The sequence below is a fragment of the Nisaea sp. genome (assembly GCF_039990255.1).
In the GTDB taxonomy this organism is placed as follows: Bacteria; Pseudomonadota; Alphaproteobacteria; order Thalassobaculales; family Thalassobaculaceae; genus Nisaea.
In genome coordinates this window covers 529,012-546,955 of sequence record NZ_JBDXGG010000004.1, presented here as the reverse complement: position 1 = coordinate 546,955, position 17,944 = coordinate 529,012, and the positions used below count along the sequence as shown (strand labels likewise).

The 17,944-nt window shown below is 58.3% G+C and carries 15 protein-coding genes; 8 read left to right on the top strand and 7 right to left on the bottom strand.

What is annotated here, in order from left to right; all coding sequences use genetic code 11:
* Positions 1 to 234: 234 nt before the first annotated feature.
* From hemE to rho, 3 genes are all read left to right on the top strand, one after another.
* A complete protein-coding gene (gene hemE, locus ABJ076_RS03290; RefSeq protein WP_348186370.1) occupies positions 235 to 1,266 on the top strand; it encodes a uroporphyrinogen decarboxylase in 1,032 nt (343 codons plus the stop codon).
* Between the two features lie 27 nt (positions 1,267 to 1,293).
* Positions 1,294 to 1,728: a protoporphyrinogen oxidase HemJ gene (hemJ, locus tag ABJ076_RS03285; protein WP_348186371.1), complete on the top strand. Its 435-nt coding sequence runs from the start codon at positions 1,294 to 1,296 to the stop codon at positions 1,726 to 1,728.
* A 207-nt stretch (positions 1,729 to 1,935) separates the two neighbouring features.
* Positions 1,936 to 3,198 carry a transcription termination factor Rho gene (rho, locus tag ABJ076_RS03280; protein WP_348186373.1) on the top strand — a complete coding sequence of 421 codons (1,263 nt, stop codon included), beginning with the start codon at positions 1,936 to 1,938 and terminating at the stop codon, positions 3,196 to 3,198.
* A gap of 72 nt (positions 3,199 to 3,270) precedes the next feature.
* On the opposite strand, the gene ABJ076_RS03275 is transcribed toward rho, so the two are convergent.
* From ABJ076_RS03275 to ABJ076_RS03265, 3 genes are all read right to left on the bottom strand, one after another.
* A complete protein-coding gene (locus ABJ076_RS03275; RefSeq protein WP_348186375.1) occupies positions 3,271 to 4,245 on the bottom strand; it encodes a quinone oxidoreductase in 975 nt (324 codons plus the stop codon).
* Between the two features lie 309 nt (positions 4,246 to 4,554).
* On the bottom strand, positions 4,555 to 5,043 hold the full coding sequence (locus tag ABJ076_RS03270) for a methylated-DNA--[protein]-cysteine S-methyltransferase (protein ID WP_348186377.1): 489 nt from the start codon (positions 5,041 to 5,043) through the stop codon (positions 4,555 to 4,557).
* Entirely contained in the window at positions 5,040 to 7,067 is a 2,028-nt protein-coding gene (locus tag ABJ076_RS03265; RefSeq protein WP_348186378.1) for a thioredoxin domain-containing protein, read from the bottom strand. The genes ABJ076_RS03270 and ABJ076_RS03265 overlap by 4 nt, the downstream gene beginning before the upstream one ends.
* 103 nt (positions 7,068 to 7,170) lie before the next feature.
* Here ABJ076_RS03265 and mnmE point away from each other — a divergent pair, with 103 nt between their 5' ends.
* From mnmE to ABJ076_RS03240, 5 genes are all read left to right on the top strand, one after another.
* Positions 7,171 to 8,532: a tRNA uridine-5-carboxymethylaminomethyl(34) synthesis GTPase MnmE gene (gene mnmE / locus ABJ076_RS03260; RefSeq protein WP_348186380.1), complete on the top strand. Its 1,362-nt coding sequence runs from the start codon at positions 7,171 to 7,173 to the stop codon at positions 8,530 to 8,532.
* Positions 8,533 to 8,649: 117 nt separating this feature from the next.
* Complete coding sequence (gene mnmG, locus ABJ076_RS03255; RefSeq protein ID WP_348186382.1) at positions 8,650 to 10,512, top strand: tRNA uridine-5-carboxymethylaminomethyl(34) synthesis enzyme MnmG; 1,863 nt, start codon at positions 8,650 to 8,652, stop codon at positions 10,510 to 10,512.
* 70 nt (positions 10,513 to 10,582) lie between these two features.
* Positions 10,583 to 11,209, top strand: a complete 627-nt coding sequence (gene rsmG, locus ABJ076_RS03250; protein ID WP_348186384.1) for a 16S rRNA (guanine(527)-N(7))-methyltransferase RsmG — start codon at positions 10,583 to 10,585, stop codon at positions 11,207 to 11,209.
* Positions 11,181 to 12,008: an AAA family ATPase gene (locus ABJ076_RS03245; RefSeq protein ID WP_348186386.1), complete on the top strand. Its 828-nt coding sequence runs from the start codon at positions 11,181 to 11,183 to the stop codon at positions 12,006 to 12,008. The genes rsmG and ABJ076_RS03245 overlap by 29 nt, the downstream gene beginning before the upstream one ends.
* Positions 12,005 to 13,069, top strand: coding sequence for a ParB/RepB/Spo0J family partition protein (locus tag ABJ076_RS03240; protein WP_348186388.1), 1,065 nt, complete (start codon positions 12,005 to 12,007; stop codon positions 13,067 to 13,069). Before ABJ076_RS03245 ends, ABJ076_RS03240 begins: the two co-directional genes overlap by 4 nt.
* A 6-nt stretch (positions 13,070 to 13,075) precedes the next feature.
* Here ABJ076_RS03240 and holA read toward each other — a convergent pair whose 3' ends face one another.
* The 4 genes from holA to ABJ076_RS03220 form a co-directional block, all read right to left on the bottom strand.
* A complete protein-coding gene (gene holA / locus ABJ076_RS03235) occupies positions 13,076 to 14,116 on the bottom strand; it encodes a DNA polymerase III subunit delta (protein WP_348186390.1) in 1,041 nt (346 codons plus the stop codon).
* 12 nt (positions 14,117 to 14,128) lie between these two features.
* Complete coding sequence (lptE, locus tag ABJ076_RS03230; protein WP_348186392.1) at positions 14,129 to 14,647, bottom strand: LPS assembly lipoprotein LptE; 519 nt, start codon at positions 14,645 to 14,647, stop codon at positions 14,129 to 14,131.
* On the bottom strand, positions 14,640 to 17,201 hold the full coding sequence (leuS, locus tag ABJ076_RS03225) for a leucine--tRNA ligase (protein ID WP_348186394.1): 2,562 nt from the start codon (positions 17,199 to 17,201) through the stop codon (positions 14,640 to 14,642). The genes lptE and leuS overlap by 8 nt, the downstream gene beginning before the upstream one ends.
* Positions 17,202 to 17,296: 95 nt before the next feature.
* The gene (locus tag ABJ076_RS03220; protein WP_348186396.1) at positions 17,297 to 17,848 is read right to left on the bottom strand and encodes a DUF3576 domain-containing protein; all 552 of its coding nucleotides are present in this window, start codon (positions 17,846 to 17,848) and stop codon (positions 17,297 to 17,299) included.
* Between the last annotated feature and the right edge of the window lie 96 nt (positions 17,849 to 17,944).

Here is a 17,944-nt window from a genome sequence, read left to right as displayed (position 1 = left end):
ATATCCCCGCTATTCACACCAACCGGGCTTGATAGTTACCGGGACCTTACGACGTTTTTACCCCTCCTTGTCCCCGATCCAACCCTGTCTGCTTCCGACAGAACAGAACTGTGGATGACCTGTGCTGAAACGATAATCCACAGGACTCACAGCACCACTACAACCACTTCCTACTTATTTATAATAAGATTCTTTGATAGGAGTGGCGCTTATCACCAAACGGACAGGCAATCGATGACCGACAAAGCTCTACTGAACGTACTTGCCGGAAAAACAGCGGAAACCCCTCCGATCTGGCTGATGCGTCAAGCTGGACGGTATCTGCCGGAATATCGGGAGATCAGGGCCAAGACCGGGTCGTTCGTTGATCTCTGCCTCAATCCGGAGATGGCGGCGGAAGTCACATTGCAGCCGATCCGCCGGTTTGGCATGGACGGCGCCATCCTGTTTTCCGATATCCTGATCGTGCCTTACGGTCTCGGCCAGCCTCTGCGTTTTGTCGAGGGCAAGGGTCCCGTTCTCGAACCGGTGAAAGATCGTGCGGCGCTGAAGAGCCTCGATATCAATGGCCTCTCAGCGCGCGTAGGGAACGTCTATGAGACCGTCTCGCGGGTTCGGGCGTCCCTCCCTGCCGAAACCACTCTGATCGGCTTCTCGGGCAGTCCCTGGACCGTGATCACCTATATGGTTGAAGGCGGGAGCAGTAAGGATTACGTGGCGACCAAGCGCTGGGCCTATTCGGATCCAGAAGGCTTTCAGGAGCTGATCGATATCGTGGTCGAAGGCACGATCATCTATCTTCTCGGTCAGGCGAAAGCAGGCGCTGAAGTGCTCAAGCTCTTCGATTCCTGGGCCGGTGTGTTGTCATCGCGGTTATTCCGCATGGCGGTATTGGAGCCGACGAAGAAGATCGTCTCGGCGGTAAAAGCCCAGTATCCGGATCTACCGATCATTGGATTTCCGCGGGCGGCCGGGGCTCATTACCTCGACTATATCGAGGAAACCGGTGTTGATGCGGTTGCGGTGGACACGGCGATGCCGCTCCGCTGGGCGGTCGAGAAGATCCAGACCCGGATGCCAATCCAGGGAAATCTTGATCCAATTGCCTTGCTGGCCGGGGGTCCCGGGCTTGAAGCGGAAGTCGAGAGCATCCTTTCGACGGCGTCCTCGAAGCCGTTTATCTTCAATCTCGGACACGGGATCTTGCCGACCACACCGATTGAGCATGTGGAACAGCTTGTCCGGCAGGTTCGCGCGGGGCGCTGACGGTTATTCGCAGGGAGAGACACGGGCATGAGCTACGAATGGATCAAGGCTCTTCACGTGATCAGCATGGTCGCCTGGATGGCGGGGATGTTTTATCTGCCGCGGCTCTACGTCTATCACGTGGGCGCAGCCGCCGGCTCCGAGCTTTCCGAAACTTTGAAGGTGATGGAACGGCGGTTGCTTCGGGCAATCATCAACCCGGCGATGATTTCGACGTTCATATTCGGTATCTGGATGCTGGTTTTGGTTCCGGACTATCTCTCAGAACCGTGGATGCACGTCAAACTGGCCTGTATTTTTATCATGGCTGGTTTTCACGGTAGTCTCTCGCGCTGGAGACGACAATTCGCCGCAGATTCAAATCCGCATAGCGAACGGTTCTATCGCATAGCGAATGAGGTTCCGACGGTTTTGCTGATCGTGATCATAATCATGGTGATCGTGAAGCCGTTTTCCGGATGAATTCCATTTTTGTCAAACATTCGGGTTTGACATTAAGCGCAGAAGCACTGTAAATCGAATTTAGCGCTGATCGCCTTTGGGCGTTGCGTCAGGTCTTTCCCGCACAAGAACGAATAATAAAAGTCTGCTCTAACCAGCACACTCGTGCGGCTTGATCATGAGACCGATCTCTCAAAACATTCGTTATACCTGGTCATTCACAGGACGATGCATCTTCAAGAGCTGAAATCGAAGACACCCCAAGATCTTCTCGCATTTGCGGAAGACTTGGAGATCGAGAACGCAAGTGTGCTGCGGAAGCAGGACATGATGTTCGCCATTCTGAAACAATTAGCTGACAACGATCTACCGATCTACGGCACGGGTGTTCTTGAAACGCTCCCGGATGGCTTCGGTTTCTTGAGGTCGCCAGAATCGAATTATCTACCGGGTCCGGATGATATCTACATTTCTCCGAGCCAGGTGCGGCGCTTTGGGCTGCGCACCGGCGATACGGTCGAGGGGCAGATCCGGGCACCGAAAGACGGCGAGCGATACTTTGCACTGCTCAAGGTCAATCAGATCAATTTCGAAGATCCGGACGCGGTTCGCCACCGGATCAATTTCGATAATCTGACCCCGCTGTATCCGGAACAAAGGCTCAATCTCGAGCTCGAAGATCCGACGAACAAGCAGCAGGGAGCTACAACGCGGGTGATCGACTTGATCTCGCCGTTGGGCATGGGGCAGCGTGGTCTGATCGTTGCGCCGCCGCGCACCGGTAAAACAGTGATGCTGCAGAACATTGCGCATGCAATCGCCGAGAACCATCCGGATGCTTATCTTCTGGTGTTGCTCATCGACGAGCGGCCGGAAGAAGTGACGGACATGGACCGTTCGGTGAAGGGCGAGGTTATCAGCTCAACCTTCGACGAGCCGGCATCCCGCCATGTTCAGGTCGCGGAAATGGTCATCGAGAAGGCGAAGCGCCTTGTCGAGCACAAACGCGATGTTGTCATTCTACTGGATTCCATCACCCGCCTGGCACGCGCGTACAACACCGTTGTGCCGTCCTCGGGCAAGGTGCTGACCGGTGGTGTGGATGCAAACGCTCTGCAGCGGCCGAAGCGCTTCTTCGGTGCGGCCCGGAATATCGAGGAGGGCGGCTCGCTCACAATCATCGCGACTGCGCTGATCGATACCGGCTCCCGCATGGATGAAGTCATCTTCGAAGAATTCAAGGGCACGGGTAACTCCGAGATCATCCTGGATCGCAAGCTGGCCGACAAGCGGACGTTCCCTGCCATCGACATAACCCGTTCGGGCACCCGGAAGGAAGAACTTCTGGTGGATCGTGCGACCCTCAACAAGATGTGGGTGCTGCGTCGGATCCTGACCCAGATGGGTACGGTCGATGCCATGGAATTCCTGATCGACAAGCTCAAGGTCTCGAAGAACAACAACGATTTCTTCGATGCTATGAATTCCTGATCAGTCATAAAGATCAAAGAAAAGGGCGGAGCTTGATGGCTCCGCCCTTTTTGTTTGTTCCGCGTTTCTATCTTATGGGATCAGGATCGTTGAACCCGTTGTCTTCCGGGCCTCGAGAGCCTCGTGCGCGGCCTTGGCTTCCGCCAGGGGGAACGTCTGGTCGATATGTATCTTCACCGCGCCTGAGGAGACTGCATCGAACAGATCTCCGGCCGTCGCGCGCAGATCTTCAGCGGTCGCGATGTAGTTGAACAGGGTCGGCCGGGTGAAGAAGAGCGAGCCTTTCTGCGCGAAAATGCCTAGATTGACTGGCGGGATCGGACCGGCAGCCTGACCGAAGCTGACCATTAGGCCGCGTGGACGCAGGCAATCGAGTGATTTCTCGAAAGTGGAGTCGCCGATTGAATCATAGATCACCGGCAGCATCTTGCCGTCTGTGATCTCCTTCACCCGCTCGACGAAGTCCTCGTCGTTATACAGCACGGGATGATGACAACCGTTTGCTTTGGCGATTTCCGCCTTTTCCTTACTACCGACAGTGCCGATAACAGTTGCACCGAGATGGTTTGCCCACTGGCAGACAATCTGGCCGACGCCGCCGGCCGCGGCATGGATCAGGATCGTGTCGCCCTTACCCACCTTGTAAATCTGCCGGATCAGATATTGCGCCGTCATGCCCTTCAGCATCATTGCAGCAGCGGTCTGGTCCTCGATCCCCGCCGGGATTTTGACGACGCGGTCAGCGGCGATATTGCGGGCTTCAGCGTAGGAGCCAGGGGGCGGGGAGGCGTAAGCCACGCGGTCACCCACAGCGAGATCGGTGACGCCACTGCCGAGTGCTTCGATTACGCCAGCGCCTTCCATGCCGATACCAGAGGGAAGTGGTAGAGGATAAAGGCCGCTGCGGTGGTAAGTGTCGATGAAATTCAGCCCGATTGCGGTGTGCCGGACGGTGATTTCGCCCGCTGCTGGGGCAGCGAGTTCTATGTCCACCATTTCAAGAACTTCCGGACCGCCCGGTGCCTTAAACTGGATTGCTTTGACCATTTTTTCTGTTCCCTTGTTTTAGTCGAGATGGGGTTTGAAGAAGTCAGCGGTACGGTCATCGGCTGTTTTGGCCGCTGCCGCCCCGTAATGCGCGCCTCCTTAAGGTGCGTCGAAAACCTCCTGGATCAGGATGGTTCCTGGGGCTTTTTCATTGCTTTGGGGCCTGCGGGATGGGCTTGAAAAGAGCCACCGTCAGTGGCTTTGATTGTCACATTTGCCATTGAATGCCTCCCTCCGAAGCTGTCATTGGCGAAAGACTAGGCGTGCCGGTGATGCCGTGTCCACGTTCCGTTGCGGCATGGGTGTCCGTCAAAACAGAGAGAGCTGATCGGACTCGTGGTCGAGCAGATGCTGCTTGGTGGCGATGCCGCCATCGCCGGAAAAGCCGGTCAGTTTGCCATTGCTGCCAACCACCCGATGACACGGGATGATGAGTGGTATCGGATTGGACCCGCAGGCTCCGCCCACCGCCCGGGCGACGCCGCCGACATGGTCCGCGATATCGCCGTAGGTCCAGACTGTTCCGAAGGGGATTTCCTGCATCGCGCGCCAGACCGAGTGCTCGAAGGCAGAGCCGCGGTTAAAGGCAAGCGGAACTTCGAATTCCTTAAGCGCCTTTGCGAAGTAGGCATGTATCTGACGCTCTGTTTCCGCGAGAAGACCCGTTATTGCGTTATCGGAATGCAGTGCGGATGTTTCACGTGAAACCCATGTCAGGCCTGTGAGGGCCCCATCCTCTTCGGTCAGGTGAATGCGGCCGATCGGACTGTTGAAGCTGTGTTGATGAGGGTCGCTCATGGTCGGGCCTCAAGCGCGGTTTGGAACGCTTGCGGATCAATTTCTGGTGCTGAGCAGACCTGGTTGACACAGAGATAGGCGGTGGGTGCACCGTTAACAGCTCCCTTGCCATGGGCAGGGTGATTGTCCGGAAGTGCGGTGGCGTCCTGGATGATTTGCACGGTCGCAAGGGCTCGACCGGCGGTTCGGGCAGCGTTGACCATTGCGCTGGTTTCGGCCGCGTCCGGATCGCCAACAATGACAATCTGCCGGCCGTGCAGGAGCCATTCCATGCCATTGAGCAGCCCGGGAAAACCTTGCGGCTGTTGCTGGAAAGATCCGGCAAATGTTTTTGTCAGAGTGTCGGCACGTTCCGCATAGGCGGCCTTTCCGGTCAGCAGCCACAGCCGGGCAAGGCATTCGACCATTGTGCTGTTCCCGGCCGGGGTCACGTTGTCGATCGCCGTTTTGGTCCGGAGCATCAGGTCTGTCTGGTCGTCTGCCGTGAAGAAGTAAGAGCCGTCCTTCGGATCGAGGAAATGCCGATCGAGGACGGAAACCCATGCCTCCGCTTTAGCCAGATAGTCAGGTTTTCCGGTCGCGGATTCGAGCGCAAGGGCCGCGAGGATCATGTTGGCATAATCGTCCAGGGTCGCCGCATGTTTTGCCTGTCCGTTCCGGCAGGAATGCAGCAGTCGACCGTCTTTCTCCATACTGCTCACGATGAAGGCGAATGCGATTTCGGCACGGGCGAGCCATTCCGGCTCCTGGAGCAGGATGGCGGTATCGGCGAGGGCGGCGATCATCAGGCCGTTCCAGTCGGCCAGTACCTTGTCATCCCAGCTTGGGCGGATGCGATTATCGCGCAGGGTCAGGAGATGCCGGCGGGCGGCAGTGAGCTTTGCTTCGATCTCTCCGGGGAAGGGGCCTTTGCGGTGGCGCCGGTTCAGGATCACCGTGCCTTCCCAATTGCCGCCGGGCGTGACGTCATAATGTTCCGCGAAGAGCGCAGAATCATGACCTGCTTCCGTCAGACTTTCGGAGATTTCTTCGGCGCTCCAGACGTAGAACTTTCCTTCTTCGCCTTCGCTATCCGCGTCGAGGGCGGAAGCGAAGCCACCACCTTCTGAAATCATTTCCCGGAACAGCCAGTCGACCGTCTCTCGGATGCGCTGTTCATAGAGCGGATTCGGCTCCTGACGCTGTATCTCGGTCATCAGGGCGACGAGCTGGGCATTGTCGTAGAGCATCTTCTCGAAATGCGGAGCCAGCCATTCAGCATCGGTCGAATAGCGGGCGAAACCGCCGCCCAGATGATCGTAAATCCCGCCTTCGCACATGGCGGTAACGGAGGTCCGCACGGCTTGCAGCATCTGGCTGTTCCGGGTGCGCTGGCCTGTCCGCCATAGAAATTTCAGGATGGTGGGCTGGGGGAATTTCGGTGCATCCCCGATCCCGCCATAGACCGGGTCATGCTGGGAGAGGAACTGGGCGGCTACGTCCGGCGCGGCTTCCAGCGGGATACGCGTGCCGGGATTGCCGGCGAAGACGGTCTCCAGACGTTGTGCGATGGCCGTGACATTGCTCGATACGCGTCCGGGATCCTCCCGGTAGACGCCTTCGATCTGGCGCAATACATCCCGGAATGCCGGCCGGCCATAGCGCTGATCTGGAGGAAAATAGGTGCCGCCCCAGAAGGGCGCGCCTTCCGGCGTCAGGAACATGGTGAGCGGCCAGCCGCCCTGCTGGCCGGTGATGGCGAGCGCGGTCTGATAGATCATGTCGAGATCCGGCCGTTCCTCCCGATCCACCTTGACGTTGACGAACAGCTCGTTCATCACCGCTGCGGTATCGGAGTCCTCGAAGCTTTCGTGGGCCATGACATGACACCAATGGCAGGCGGCATATCCGACGGAAAGCAGGATGGGCTTGTCCGCCCGGCGCGCCATGGCAATGGTGTTTTCCGACCAGGTCTGCCAATGCACCGGATTTTCCCGGTGTTGCAGAAGATAGGGGCTGGTTTCCTTGTCGAGCTCGTTGCGCATGGGGCAGCATCCGGGGTCGGGGTTTGGAGTGTTCTCAAACTCAAGGTGAGGGCTGGGATCCATGAGGTCCAGCGCTGCGTATGGCACGGGAGTCAGGAACGGGATGAACGGATCGACGGCTGAGACGATTTACGCGCTTGCCACGGCATCGGGGCGGGCAGGTGTCTCTATGTTCCGGGTTTCGGGCCCGACGGCATTCGACGGATTACAGCGGCTGACGGGCTTGATCGGGGTCGAGCCGCGGATGGCTGTGCGGGCGACGGTCTCCGACGGTGACGGCGCGATTGATGACGGTCTGGTTTTGGCTTTTCCGGGGCCGGCCAGTTTTACCGGCGAGGATGTGGTGGAGTATCAGATGCACGGCGGCCGCGCCGTGCAGTCCGCTATGCTGCGGGTGTTGGCCGCACAGCCGGGATACCGGATGGCGGAGCCGGGCGAGTTTTCCCGCCGTGCGGTGCTCAACGGCAAATTGGATCTGACGGCGGCTGAAGGTATCGCAGATCTGGTAGATGCGGAAACGGAGGCCCAAAGGCTTCAAGCCCGGCGTCAGAGCCGGGGGGCGCTGGGCGCGCTCTACCAGGATTGGCGCGAACGGATGCTTCGGGTGCTCGGCCATATCGAGGCGTTGGTCGATTTTCCGGATGAAGATCTGCCGTCGGAGGTCTGGGACGGGATCCGAGGCCAAGTGTATGACCTTGATGCGTCGATTTCGGCCCATTTGGACGACGGCAGGCGGGGCGAGCGTCTCCGTGACGGACTACGTATGGCCATTATAGGCCCCCCGAATGCCGGTAAGTCTTCTCTTCTAAACTGGCTCTCGAAAAGGGATGCAGCGATAGTGTCCGACGTAGCGGGCACGACACGTGACATCATCGAGATCCATCTGGACATATCGGGGTATCCCATTCTGGTAGCGGATACGGCAGGACTCCGTGAGGGGGCAGACTTTATCGAATCCGAAGGCATTCGCAGGGCGCGCGCCTGGGCGGATTCGGCTGACCTGATCCTCGATCTGGCGGATGCGCGGTCTATCAATGAGAAGGATGAGGCGGAACCAGTCTCTGGAAATTCCGAACGGATCTTGATCGCGACCAAAGCTGATTTGCTTTCAGATGCTGAGCGAGGTCTGCTCGATAAAGACCGTATCGCGGTTTCCGTGGCGACTGGCGAGGGCATGGACGGACTTCTGGCGATGATCGCCGATAAAGCGGCGATCCTGATGGATCTGGGTGAAGCACCGGCGATTACCCGGGCCCGACACCGCGAAGGGCTGACGGAATCCTTGGGGCATTTGTGCCGCGCGCTCGGACAATGTGCGTTCGAGGCGGACGAGTTTGATGTGGAATATGGCCTCGTCGCTGAGGACTTGCGATTAGCGGCGCGGGCTCTGGGACGTGTAACGGGAGCGGTTGATATCGAGGAAATCCTTGATCTTGTGTTCTCGGAGTTCTGCATTGGCAAATAGAGGCTCTGTTTCACGTGAAACATGCAGAGCGGATATCGCGAAACAGAGATTGCCTTTTGCTGGGCGTCACAGCATTTTGGGCTACATATTTTCCGCACTGATCCGGAGACGGACGCGATGTACGACGTGATAGTCGTTGGCGGCGGCCATGCAGGCTGCGAAGCAGCCGCAGCAGCAGCCCGGATGGGCGCTCGCACGCTTCTCGCCACCCATAAGATTGAGACCATTGGTGAGATGTCCTGTAACCCGGCAATCGGGGGGCTCGGCAAGGGGCACCTCGTGCGCGAGGTGGATGCGCTGGACGGCATCATGGGCCGTGCCATAGACCGGGCGGGCATCCAGTTTCGGATGCTAAACCGGAGCAAGGGTCCGGCTGTTCGCGGCCCGCGCGCCCAAGCTGACAGAGCGCTCTATCGCGCGGCAATCCGGGATCTGCTGGAAAATCAGGAAAACCTGAAGATCGAAGCGGCGTCCGTTGAAGACCTGTTGCTGGACAAGTCCGGATCAATTGCTGGAATTGTTGTCGATGATGGCCGGGAGATCAAAGCCGGAGCCGTTGTTTTGACGACCGGTACGTTTCTGCGTGGTGAGATCCATCTTGGGGAGGAGCGGCGCCCCGCCGGCCGGGCCGGTGATGCGCCGTCTGTCGCGCTTGCTGAAACGCTCGGGCGCTTTGGATTCCGGCTCGGACGGCTTAAGACGGGGACTCCGGCGCGGCTGGACGGAACCACAATCAACTGGTCTGAATTGCAGGAGCAGAAGGCGGATGATCCGCCTGTGCCATTTTCTTATCTGACAGGCCGTATCACGGTACCGCAGATCAGCTGCCACATCACTTATACAAATCTAGAAACGCATCAGGTTATCCGCGACAACCTGCATCGCTCGGCGATGTATGGCGGGCGGATCGAGGGAGTCGGGCCGCGCTACTGTCCTTCTATCGAGGACAAGGTGGTCCGGTTCGAAGATCGTTCTCAGCATCAGATCTTTCTTGAACCTGAAGGGCTTGACGATCCGACAGTCTATCCGAACGGGATTTCGACGTCGCTACCGGCCGATGTACAGGTGGAAATGTTCAAGACCATACCCGGTCTGGAATCTGCCCGGATCATCCAGCCGGGCTATGCCATTGAATATGATTATATCGATCCGCGTGAGCTCTCTCACACTCTGGCGACCAAGAAAATCCCGGGGCTCTATTTCGCCGGGCAGATCAACGGGACGACGGGATATGAAGAAGCTGCGGCCCAGGGACTCATGGCTGGTGTGAATGCTGCGCTCAGAACAGGCGGACAGGACAGGGATTTTGTCCTGGATCGTGCGGATGCCTATATAGGCGTCCTAATCGACGATCTGGTCACCAAAGGGGTGAGCGAGCCTTATCGCATGCTGACCTCCCGCGCCGAATATCGTTTGCGGCTACGGGCGGATAACGCGGATCAGCGGCTTACGCATAAAGGCATGGAAATAGGCTGCGTTGATACGGAGCGGGCAGGACTGTTCGAGACAAAACTTGCCGCGATCCAGCAAGGCCGGGCGCTTGCCGCAACGCTTGGCGATACACCCAACGCGCTTCAGAAAGCGGGGATCAAGGTTAATCAGGATGGCGTCTGGCGAAGTGCATACGATCTGCTTGGTTATCGCACAGTCAGTTGGGATGCGCTTTCAGCGCTTTGGCCTGATCTGGGTGCTCTTGAACCGGCTGTGGCCGAGCAGGTTCAGATCGATGCGCAATATGCCGGCTATATAGAGCGTCAGGAAACAGACGTCGCTGCCTATCGCCGGGACGAAGCGCTCGAGATACCGCCAGGTCTCGACTATGGGCCAATCTCCGGCCTTTCAAACGAGGTGCGTGAGAAATTCACCAAGGTCGCCCCGCGTACCATTGGGCAGGCGGCCCGGATCGATGGGGTAACGCCTGCAGCTGTGATCCTGCTGCTGCGTTATGTCCGGCGTCTGGCCAAACAGGACGCTGCCTGAAGGCGGGGCCTTCAAAGATGATCCTCAAGACGAACAAGCCACCAGGATTAAGCCCTAAGGCGGAGACAACGTGAGCCCTGAAGAGTTTGCCACACGTACCGGCGTTTCACGTGAAACGCTGGAGCGGCTGAAAACCTATGCTGAGATGGTTGAGCGCTATCAGCGTGCCATCAATCTGGTTTCCAAAAATACACTTAGTGATATTTGGCGCCGACATTTTCTGGATTCCGCGCAGGTCTTTCCAGAGTTGCTCCAAAATCAAACGCGTCTTCTCGACCTTGGGAGCGGTGCTGGTTTCCCCGGCATGGTCCTCGCGATCATGGGCGTGCGGGATGTGCATCTTTGTGAATCCGATCAGCGGAAATCGGTCTTTCTGCGGGAGGTTGCGCGAGCCTGTGGCGCTCAGGCGACGGTTCACTCTTGTCGAATTGAGGAACTCGAACCACTAGATGTAGATGTAGTCTCCGCGCGTGCTCTTGCGACTGTCGATGTATTACTCGACTACTCCAAGCCACACCTCAAGAATGACGGATGCTGTCTCTTCCTGAAGGGTAGGGCTGTCCAGAAGGAATTGACTACTGCACGGGAAAGGTGGAATATGGCTGAAACCCTCACCCCGAGCTGGTCGGACCCCGAGGGATGTCTCTTGCGCTTGGAGGGCATATCGTATGTCGGAAGCAATTGTACTGAGGGGTGATGCCGCCGTAGCGCCCCGGATTTTGGCTGTCGTCAACCAAAAGGGCGGTGTCGGCAAGACCACAACAGCCATCAACCTCGCAACTGCGCTTGCGGCCTGTCAGAAAAAGGTCCTGGTGATCGACCTCGATCCGCAGGGCAATGCGAGCACCGGCTTAGGCGTGCCGCGCAATAATCGTGAGAATGACTCGTACTCGGTCCTGATCGGCGCCTCGCCGATTTCCGAAGCAATCACCGCAACTGACGTTCCTCGCCTCTCCATCGTTCCTTCCTCCGTCCATCTTTCTGGCGCGGAGATCGAACTGGTCACCATGGAAGACCGGGAGTTCCGTCTCCGTGAAGCTCTGGTCCGGCATCTCGCCGCCGGCCGGAACACATATGATTATATCTTGATCGATTGTCCCCCTTCGCTTGGCTTGCTGACCCTGAATGCGCTGGTCGCGGCAGATGCGGTACTGGTGCCGCTGCAATGCGAGTTCTATGCGCTGGAGGGTCTGAGCCAGCTGATGCGGACCATTGAGCGGATCCGTCAGGCTTTCAATCCGGACCTTGAAATCCAGGGCGTGGTGCTGACCATGTTCGATCGCCGAAACAATCTCTCCCTTGCGGTTGCCGAAGATGTGCGGGAGCATTTCGGTGACAAGGTTTACCGCACGGTTATTCCCCGCAATGTGCGGATCTCGGAAGCGCCGTCTCACGGCCTGCCCGTGATTGTCTATGATATGCGCTGCATCGGCTCGCAGGCCTATATTCATCTGGCCAGCGAAGTGATGAAGCGCGAGAGGAGCATTGCCGCGTGAGTACGGAAGAGGGCAGCGCCAAGAAACGCCGCCTCGGACGGGGGCTTGCCTCACTACTTGGCGAGGACGGTTCGGAGACCGGCTCGGTCGACCGGATGCAGCAAAGCCGTACGGTGCCGATCGAGCATGTTCATCCGGGCCGTTTCCAGCCGCGCCGCATTTTCAATGAAGACGAGCTCGAGGCGCTTGCCGAGAGCATTCGCGAGAAGGGCGTCATCCAGCCAATCCTGCTGCGGCGGGATCCGGACCGTGACGGTACGTTCGAGATCATTGCCGGTGAACGCCGCTGGCGCGCTGCCCAGCGCGCGCAGTTGCACGAGATCCCGGCACAGATCCGCGAGTTCGATGATCGCGAAGCGCTCGAGATCGCGATCATCGAGAATGTGCAGCGTGAGGATCTCAGCCCACTGGAAGAGGCGGAGGGCTACCAGCGCCTTGTGGACGGACACGGCCACTCCCAGTCCGATGTGGCGCAAGCTGTTGGAAAGAGCCGGAGTCACGTCGCAAACATGATGCGTCTTCTGGCACTACCGACTGAGGTCAGGGCGCATCTCGAAGACGGGGATATTTCGGCCGGTCATGCCCGGGCTCTGCTGACGGCGGAGCATCCTGCGGCGCTGGTTTCCGAGGTTGTGCGGCGTCATCTCAATGTGCGCGAGACCGAGCGTCTTGTACAAAAGGAGAAGCAGCCGGCCTCATCTCCTGCGCCACGTCAGGCCAGGCAAAAAACTCCGGTCGAGAAAGACGCGGATACCAAAGCGCTCGAAAAGGATCTTTCCGACAAGCTCGGATTACATGTGGAAATCGCTGCAGGTGTCGACGGTCAGTCGGGTGCAGTGATGATCCGGTATGAATCTCTAGAGCAACTGGACTCTCTTTTGGCGATCATGAGCGCGCCGCGTTCGGTGTCTGCCGATATGAGCGCGCCGGCAATGTCCGGGTTTCTGGCAGACGTTCCTGACTACGATCAGGAGACGGCGAACGAGGTCGCCGGTGCTGATGGCAGTTCCATCGACTTCAACAACCTGATGGAAGAGGGCGACACCGCAAAACCGGCCTGAGCCTGTTTATCGCGACCCTCTAGGACGCCCTCTGGCGGCACTGTAGGCAAGTCCCAGCAGGGTCTGCCCCGCAACAGAGAGATCCGGCGTTCCTGTAGACTTACAGAGCGTTTCAGCCTCGGAAAGCCTAGTCAGAGCGAGGCGAAGCCGCTGAATGGGCCAGGAGCGGAGCTGCGCCATGAAAGCCGGCTTCACGGCGAAGAATATTGGCGGCCTCAATTTCTGTACGGCCTGGTCTGCATTGTCGCCAGCAGCGATATGCGACGCGGCACGATGCAGGCGCTGAAAATGCCGGATCGCCGCTCTTAGAACACCGACAGGGTTCAATCCGTCGGCATAGCCCCGCCGAAGCAGACGGTCGGCGGCCGTTATATCCCCACTTGCCACCGCGATCGCGATCTGGTCCAGGGCAAGGGCGCTACTATCCCCGACCATGCTCTGCGTGTCCTCAAGACTAGCCTCGCCGCCTTTGCCGACATAGAGCGCAAGCTTTTCCAGTTCGGATCGCGTGACCCGCCGATCACCGCCCAGATGCTCCATCATATAGGCATGGGCGTCCGGTGTGGCTCTGACATCGAAAGCGCTGAGCGTCTCGCGGATCACTGCATCCAGTCCGGCTCCACTATCGAGATAGCAGGGGATGGCCGCTGCGCTCTTGCTCGTCTCGAAAAGTTTGCGGAGCTTTGAGCGGGCTTCAAGGGCGCCGGCTTCAATTATGATCATGCTGTCGCCGGTTTCGGCATTCAGTGCCAGTTCCGCCGCACCTGCTACGGTATCGGTCGCGCCGCGCAAACGGACCAGACGTCGTCCGCCGGTCAGGGATATAGCGGCTGCCTCATCGGCAATCCGGCTTGGTTCATCCTTCAGAACTTCCGGCGTAAGATCCGCGACCTGAAATGGGTCGGACAGATCCTCGATGACGGTTTTGCCAATTTTATCTGATACTTCGCGGACCTGACCGCCGTCTGCTCCATAGATGAGAACGGCTCCGACGCTTTCCGGCGGGCGGCGGATGAAACCTGCAATCTCGTTCGATTTCAGCTTCATTGCCTGTCCGGTTCAGCTGCCGCGAATACGATTGAAATAGAGTCCGAGACGAAGCCGGATATCCTCGCTGATTTCATCGGCGGCCCGACGCCGTGCATCCTTTTCCGCCGCGAGAATGGCGAAATCGGAATCCACCCGGTTGAAGGTGGTGGTGGTTTCGACCTGTCCGCTATTTACCGGCTGCCCGTTTGTCAGATCCACCAGAGTGAAATCAGCGACAAACCGAACCTTGGAAAAGGTCGAGGTGGAATCTTTCAGGATCACAAGATCTGAGCGATTTTCGGTCAGGCTGACATCCAGCCGGTACCGAGCGCGTGCGGGAACGCCCCGCGGTGTCAGCTTGTCCTGCAGGCTGTTGCGCAGCAATTGGCCGCCGCGGTTTGCGATCGGAGATATTTTGATCGCGGCCAGATCGACTGTGACGCTGCTGCTTGTTCCGCCAGCGCTCCGTGTGCCGTAAACCGGCTGAAACCCGCAGGCGCCAAGCGTTAGCATCAGAAGGACGGCAACGGCTGAGAGTGATCTAGGCAACGATATTCACAATCTTGTTCGGCACCACGATCACACGGCGCGGCGGCTTTCCTTCGAGGATCTTCTGCACATTCTCGACGGCCAGAGCGGTTTCTTCAACCAGAGCCTTGTCGGCGTCGCGAGCCACTTCGATTGTGCCCCGCAGCTTGCCGTTCACCTGAACACCGATAGTCAGCGTATCGTCGGTGACAAGGGCTTTATCATAGTCCGGCCAGGGCTGATCCGTCAGCATGCCGTCGCCACCGAGTTGCTGCCAGAGTTCCTCTGCGATATGCGGCACCATCGGCTCAATCAGCCTGACCAGTGTTTCGTATCCAAAACGCCGGGCCCAGGCTGAGCCGTCATCGTCGCCATCGAGCTCTGCAAGGGAGTTGCTGAGTTCGCGCACCTGAGCGACGGCGGTATTGAAGCGGAACCGCTCCACGGCCTCTTCAATCGCCTTGATCGCTTTGTGCGTGGCGCGCTCGGCTGATTCCGCTGCCTTGCCTATATCGGCCGGCCGCTCCGTGCCATGCGGTGCGAACGGTTTCGCGGGTTCGGTGATGAGACGCCAGAGACGGCTGAGATAACGCCAGGCGCCATCAACGCCGGACTCCGTCCATTCCAGGTCCCGTTCCGGCGGCGAGTCCGAGAGCATGAAGAGGCGTGCGGTATCCGCGCCGTAGGATCCGATGATGTTCTCCGGATCGACCACGTTGCGTTTCGACTTGCTCATTTTCTCGATGCGGCCGGTCTTCACCGGTGCGTCGTCCTTGATCGTAACGTAGCCGTCGCCTTCCTTGCGGACCTCGGTCGGGAACAGCCAGGCGCCGTTCTGATCCTTGAAGGTCTCGTGGCAGACCATGCCCTGGGTCATCAGGCCTGCGAAGGGCTCGTCGAGATCAAGGTAGCCACACTTGTTGAGAGCGCGGGTGAAGAAGCGGGAATAGAGCAGATGCAGGACCGCATGCTCGATGCCGCCGATATATTGATCCACTGGGAGCCAGTATTCGGCTGCTTCTTTAGAAAACGCGTTCTCGGCCTTGGCATCTGCGAAACGGGCGAAGTACCAGGAGGATTCGAAGAAAGTATCGAATGTATCTGTCTCGCGCTCTGCCTTGCCGCCGCAGCTCGGGCAGGTGACATGTTTCCAGGTCGGGTGCCGGTCAAGTGGGTTCCCGGTGCCCTCGAAATCGACATCCTCGGGCAGCTCAACGGGCAGGTCGGCTTCCGGAACGGGAACCTCGCCGCAATCCGGGCAGTGGATGAACGGAACCGGGCAGCCCCAATAGCGCTGACGGGAAACGCCCCAGTCGCGCAGACGATAAGTCGTTGTTTTCTCGCCCTGTCCGGCGCCCTGAAGGGTCTCTGAGACTTTCGACTTTGCGTCGTCGACGGACAGACCGTCCAGAAAGTCCGAATTGTAGATCTTGCCGGGACCGGTGTAGGCCTCGGTACCAACTTCGAAACTATCTGCATCGGCTTCCGGTGGAAGTACAACGGGCGTCACTGGCAGATTGTATTTACGCGCGAAGTCCAGATCGCGCTGATCATGCGCTGGGCAGCCAAAAATGGCGCCGGTGCCGTATTCCATGAGCACGAAATTCGCGACATAGACCGGCAGCTCCCAGCTGCTGTCCAACGGGTGAGTGACCTTGAGGCCGGTATCGAAGCCCTTTTTCTCGGCGGTTTCGATCTCGGTCTCGCTGGTGCCCATCCGGTTGCATTCGGCGATGAATTCGGCCAGCGCGGGATTGTTTTCGGCCACCTTCGCCGCGATCGGGTGGTTCGCTGCGATCGCGCAGAAGGAGGCGCCGTAGAGCGTGTCCGGCCGGGTGGTGAAGACCTCGAGCCTGTCGTCCGCATCCTTCAACTTGAAGAACACCCGGGCGCCCTCGGACTTGCCGATCCAGTTATGCTGCATCAGCGTGACCCGGTCCGGCCAGCGGTCCAGCCCCTCAAGGGCCTGCAGCAGGTCCTCGGCATACTCCGTGATCTTCAGGAACCACTGGGAGAGAAGGCGCTTTTCGACAGGTGCGCCAGAGCGCCAGCCCATGCCGTCAATGACCTGCTCGTTTGCCAATACAGTATTCTCGACCGGATCCCAGTTGACCCAGCTTTCCTTCTTATAGGCGAGGCCCGCCTTATAGAAGTCGATGAACATCTTCTGCTCATGCTTATAATAGTCCGGATCGCAGGTCGCGATCTCGCGGCGCCAATCGTAGGAAAGCCCCATGGTCTTCAGCTGGTCGCGCATCGAGGCGATGTTTTCGTGCGTCCATTTTGCCGGATGAACACCACGCTCAAAGGCGGCATTTTCCGCCGGCAGGCCAAAGGCATCCCAGCCCATTGGATGCAGAACGTTGAAGCCCTTGGCTTTCTTGTATCGCGCAACAAGGTCGCCGAGCGTGTAATTCCGGACATGTCCCATATGGATGCGCCCGGATGGATAGGGGAACATCTCAAGCACATAATATTTCGGCTTGTCCGGGTCCTCCGTAACCTCGAAGCAGCGGTTTTCTTCCCAGGCGCGCTGCCATTTAGTTTCGGTTTCGCGGAAATTGTAACGGGACATCTTTTAGCCTTGGTCGGTGGCGCTCTGCGCCTGGTCTTACGTAATTGACTCGCCTGCGCATGGGCGGGTGCCAAAACTCATTTAGGCAAGGGTAGTCAGTTCTTGGTGGAACCGATGCGCAGTTGCCGCGCCCGTGTCAAAATTGCGTCTTCGAGGTCTCTGTGCAGCTTTTCCTCTGTGCCGAGATCCTGCCACTGGCCGGATGCCGCGAGCTTCTGTTTGAAGACTTTTGCCCTTATGCCATCGGACCGCAATGCGCGGTCGAGGATGAAGATATTGATCTTGAAGCGTTCGCTCGGCGTGTCCGGCGGCGAATACCAATCGGTGATTATGACGCCGCCGAAAGGATCAGCGGAGGCAAGAGGCATAAAGGAGATCGTATCGAGAGACGCGCGCCAGAGGTAGCTGTTGACGGCGATGCCGGACCCAACAGAAGCCTGCTGATTGTCAGTATCACCCCCGAGCAACGTAAAGCCATCTTCGCCGAAGACCTTCTCTTCTTTCTCGTAGGTAGGTTTTCCTCCGGCACCGGTGCGCGGATATTCATATTCGATATCAGCACCTGAACATGCCGTAAGGGATGCCACTCCAAGCAGCGCCAGCAGGCGCAGGCTCTTATTCATCTCCAGAAGACGCGGAATTTTCATATTACCCAAGACTCGCACTCGCGTTTCGATACGGACGAGAGGCCTTTTACCGTTTCTCTTGTCCGTGAACAACTTGACATATGATCACGCTGGTTT

Coding starts and splice junctions, on each gene's coding strand:
- mnmE (WP_348186380.1), top strand. CDS start 7,171: ATGAACGGATCGACGGCTGAGACGATTTACGCGCTTGCCACGGCATCG.
- rho (WP_348186373.1), top strand. CDS start 1,936: ATGCATCTTCAAGAGCTGAAATCGAAGACACCCCAAGATCTTCTCGCA.
- hemJ (WP_348186371.1), top strand. CDS start 1,294: ATGAGCTACGAATGGATCAAGGCTCTTCACGTGATCAGCATGGTCGCC.
- leuS (WP_348186394.1), bottom strand. CDS start 17,201: ATGTCCCGTTACAATTTCCGCGAAACCGAAACTAAATGGCAGCGCGCC.
- ABJ076_RS03220 (WP_348186396.1), bottom strand. CDS start 17,848: ATGAAAATTCCGCGTCTTCTGGAGATGAATAAGAGCCTGCGCCTGCTG.
- mnmG (WP_348186382.1), top strand. CDS start 8,650: ATGTACGACGTGATAGTCGTTGGCGGCGGCCATGCAGGCTGCGAAGCA.
- ABJ076_RS03270 (WP_348186377.1), bottom strand. CDS start 5,043: ATGAGCGACCCTCATCAACACAGCTTCAACAGTCCGATCGGCCGCATT.
- ABJ076_RS03245 (WP_348186386.1), top strand. CDS start 11,181: ATGTCGGAAGCAATTGTACTGAGGGGTGATGCCGCCGTAGCGCCCCGG.
- ABJ076_RS03265 (WP_348186378.1), bottom strand. CDS start 7,067: ATGCGCAACGAGCTCGACAAGGAAACCAGCCCCTATCTTCTGCAACAC.
- holA (WP_348186390.1), bottom strand. CDS start 14,116: ATGAAGCTGAAATCGAACGAGATTGCAGGTTTCATCCGCCGCCCGCCG.
- ABJ076_RS03275 (WP_348186375.1), bottom strand. CDS start 4,245: ATGGTCAAAGCAATCCAGTTTAAGGCACCGGGCGGTCCGGAAGTTCTT.
- hemE (WP_348186370.1), top strand. CDS start 235: ATGACCGACAAAGCTCTACTGAACGTACTTGCCGGAAAAACAGCGGAA.